This is a genomic window from Streptomyces sp. NPDC054840 (assembly GCF_053611065.1).
The window spans coordinates 1-3,156 of sequence record NZ_JBSGZP010000782.1 but is presented as its reverse complement, the minus strand read 5'-3'; the positions used below and the strand labels follow the sequence as shown (position 1 = coordinate 3,156).

General features: G+C 71.6%; 3 protein-coding genes. 1 reads left to right on the top strand and 2 read right to left on the bottom strand.

Annotated elements, in window-relative coordinates; translation table 11 throughout:
* Positions 1-928 (top strand): FAD-binding oxidoreductase (locus tag ACWGIU_RS33945; protein ID WP_453711946.1); only part of this gene is annotated, 928 nt, incomplete at its 5' end.
* 95 nt (positions 929-1,023) lie between these two features.
* Here the strand turns inward: ACWGIU_RS33945 and ACWGIU_RS33940 are convergent.
* Both ACWGIU_RS33940 and ACWGIU_RS33935 read right to left on the bottom strand, forming a co-directional pair.
* Positions 1,024-1,911 carry a geranyl diphosphate 2-C-methyltransferase gene (locus ACWGIU_RS33940; RefSeq protein ID WP_453711945.1) on the bottom strand — a complete coding sequence of 296 codons (888 nt, stop codon included), beginning with the start codon at positions 1,909-1,911 and terminating at the stop codon, positions 1,024-1,026.
* 15 nt (positions 1,912-1,926) lie between these two features.
* Positions 1,927-3,144, bottom strand: a complete 1,218-nt coding sequence (locus ACWGIU_RS33935; protein WP_453711947.1) for a family 2 encapsulin nanocompartment cargo protein terpene cyclase — start codon at positions 3,142-3,144, stop codon at positions 1,927-1,929.
* Positions 3,145-3,156 lie beyond the last annotated feature (12 nt).

The window sequence follows — 3,156 nt, the reverse complement described above, 5'->3', positions numbered from 1 at the left end:
GGCCGGCACCCGCAGCTCCTGGCGGCTGCCCGCCTCCGGGGCGGGCCCCTCCCCCGACCGCCTGTTCCTGGGGTCCGAAGGGGCCCTCGGCGTCAGCACCGAGGCATGGGTACCCCTCCAGGAACGCCCCCGCCACAAGGCGTCCGCCGCGGTGGCGTTCACCGACTTCGGGAGCGCCCTGCGGGCGGTGCGCGTCCTCGCGCAGGCCGACCTCTCCCCCGCGAACTGCCGCCTGCTGGATTCCGGTGAGGCCGCGCTGTCGGGGGCGGCGCACGACGGCAGCTCCGTACTGGTCCTCGGGTTCGAGTCGGCGGACGAACCGGTGACCGCCCGGCTCGAACGAGCCGTCGCGCTGGCCCGCTCGTACGGCGGCCGGTACGAGGGGGCGGCCGGGCACGACAGGGCCGCCGGCCCGAAGGAGAGCCCGGAGGCGAGCCCGGACGGCGACGCGGCGGTGAGCGCCTGGCGCTCGGCGTTCCTGCGGATGCCCTACCTCCGCGACGGCCTGGCCAGGATGGGCGCGGTCGCGGAGACCTTCGAGACGGCGGCCACCTGGGACCGGATACCCGACCTGATCGACGAGGTACGCAGGGAGGTCGGCGCGGCGGCGGTCAAGGCCACCGGCTTCCCCGCGACCGTCAACTGCCGTCTGACGCACGTGTATCCGGACGGTGCGGCGCCCTACTTCACGGTACTCGCCGCCGGCCGGGCCGGTGACGAGGTCTCCGTCTGGGACGACCTGAAGGCCGTCGCGAGCGAGGTCCTGCACCGCCACCGGGCGACCATCACCCACCACCACGCCGTCGGCCGGGACCACCGCCCGGCCTACGACCGCCAGCGGCCCGAGCCCTTCGCCCTCGCCCTGCGGGCCGCGAAGGGGGCCCTGGATCCGCGGGGCATCCTCAACCCCGGTGTGCTCGTGGACTGACCGTCACCCGGGTGTACGCCGGAACGCCCCGGGGGGTGGGCTCCAAGGGGCCGGGTCCGTCGGTGACGGTCCCCGCCCCTTCGGTCGGCGTGTGGTCAGACGCGGTCGGCCGCGATCAGCACGTACTGGAAGGAGCCGTCCTTGTAGGACTCGATGAACGCCTCCTCGATGCCGGTGACCAGGGAGGACGTGGCCCGCAGTTCCCAGTAGGGCAGGGTCTCGGGGGTCAGGTCGATGACGGCCTGCGGTACGAGACGGTTGTCGGCCATCGCCCGGAGGTACTCGCGGCGGGAGTGGATGTTGCACTCGAAGTGCGCGTTGATCTGGGAGACCCACTTCGAGGGCTGGCCGTAACGCGGGTTCCAGCAGCCGGTGATGGTCACGTAGCGGCCGCCGACCTCAAGGACGCGCGCGTGCTCCGCGAAGAGGTCGTGCAGGTCGACGTACATGCTCGACTCGTTGTTCCACGAGCCGGCGGCCTGCCCGGTCTCGAACGGCGTGCTGAGCATGTTGCAGACACGGGCCCGGACGTGGTCCTCGATGCCGAGTTCCTGGGCGCGCCGGTTGGCGAAGTCGGCCTGCTTGGCCGACAGGGTGACGCCCTCGACCTTGCATCCGAAGCGCTGGTGGGCCATGACCATCGAACCGCCGCGGCCGCAGCCCGCGTCGACGAGGGTGTCGTCGCGCCCGATCGGGCCGAGGTGCTGGAGGAGGAGTTCGGCCTGGGCCGACTCCAGGCGGTGGAGCTCGGCGATCAGCTTCTTCTCGTATGCGCTGTCCTCGGTGTCGCCGAGGGCGGCATGGTCGATGTCACCGATGCCGTAGTGGTGGTGGTAAAGGCCGTCGACATCGCCGAGACGGAGGTTCACGGGCCTGGCCTCGTGGTCCCAGTAACGGGCGATGTCCCCCTGGTAGGGAGTCACCGGGCCGGGGATGAACACGGAGGAGGTACCGGCGGCGGCCGTGAGATCGGTGCTAGTCATGAACAATTCCCATCTTTACCAGAAATCGGGCAGGCTGTAGCGATAGGTGTTGGTCTGGTGCCAGTAGTGGTTGCCGTCGACCCACACGGCCACCCCGCGCAGGAAACGCTGCACGCTCGGAACGGGGCAGGTGACGGCCAGCTCGGCGGCCGCGGCCTCGAAGTCGCGCATCAGGTCGTTGTGGACCTCGACGGCCTTGAGATAGGCCTCCCGGTCGGAGCAGCCCTCGCGATCGGCGATCACCACCGGCAGGTTCAGGTGCCGTCCAGGACTGGCCAGTTCCTTGGTGTAGGAGTACAGATCGTTGACGATGGTGGTGGCGTTCCCGGCCAGCGCGATCACCCGTTGCATGGCGGGCTGCGCGTGGAGGTCCGCCGGCAGTTCGTAGCCGCCGACGGAGTCGGTGATGGTGGGGCAGGGGCGGAAGTTGTTGAACTGACGCATCGCCAGGTACTCCCACACCTCGGGAACGTACTCCGTCTGCGCCCAGGCCCCCTCGGCGAGGTAGCCCATGTGCAGCCGGGCCATGTCGTGCCGGAAGCGGTCGGCCTGCGAGGGAGTGGTCGCCTGGAGGAAGTACTCCATGGCGGACCGGTAGGCACGCCGGGGAGCGTCCGAGAGGAGCGACGCCTCCCAGTCCGGCGCGTACTCCTTCGTCGTGTGGACGGGGTCGAGAGCGGTGTGCGCCAGCAGCAGACGGCCGCCGAGGCCGACGGGCGAGCCGCCGTGGTCCTCGCAGTAGCAGTCGTCGACCGCGTTCTCGGCGACCATCAGCCGGGTGGCGAGCATCAGGTGGTCGATGCTGGGGGCGTCCGGGTGGCAGGCGACCATGTAGCGCCCGACGGAGAAGCCGTCGAACTGGTCCTCCCAGTCCTCCGGGTAGAGCGACACCTCATCCAGGGCCCAGGCCTTGATCCGGCGGCCGAGCTCCTCCACCCGCACCGGATCGGGCTCCGGCACCGGGTGGTGGTAGAGGCCCGGGATCGGACGGCCCGTGACCGGCGCGGGCGCGTCGGGAGCCCCGGCGGCCGTGGGGGCATCGCTCCGGACCCAGTGCAGGCTCGTCGTGCCCAGACCGCTGGGCCCGCTCAGGATCCGTTCGAGGGCGGCACTCGGCTGTGGCGCGGCGGCCGCGGCCGCACCTTCGTCGGGTAGGGGTGTCCGTACGGGAGGTCCCGTCGGCAGGGCGGGCCGGGCCGACGGGCCGGGCGTGGGCGGTGGAGAGGGCTCCACGGGCCCCGCGCC

Coding starts and splice junctions, on each gene's coding strand:
- ACWGIU_RS33940 (WP_453711945.1), bottom strand. CDS start 1,911: ATGACTAGCACCGATCTCACGGCCGCCGCCGGTACCTCCTCCGTGTTC.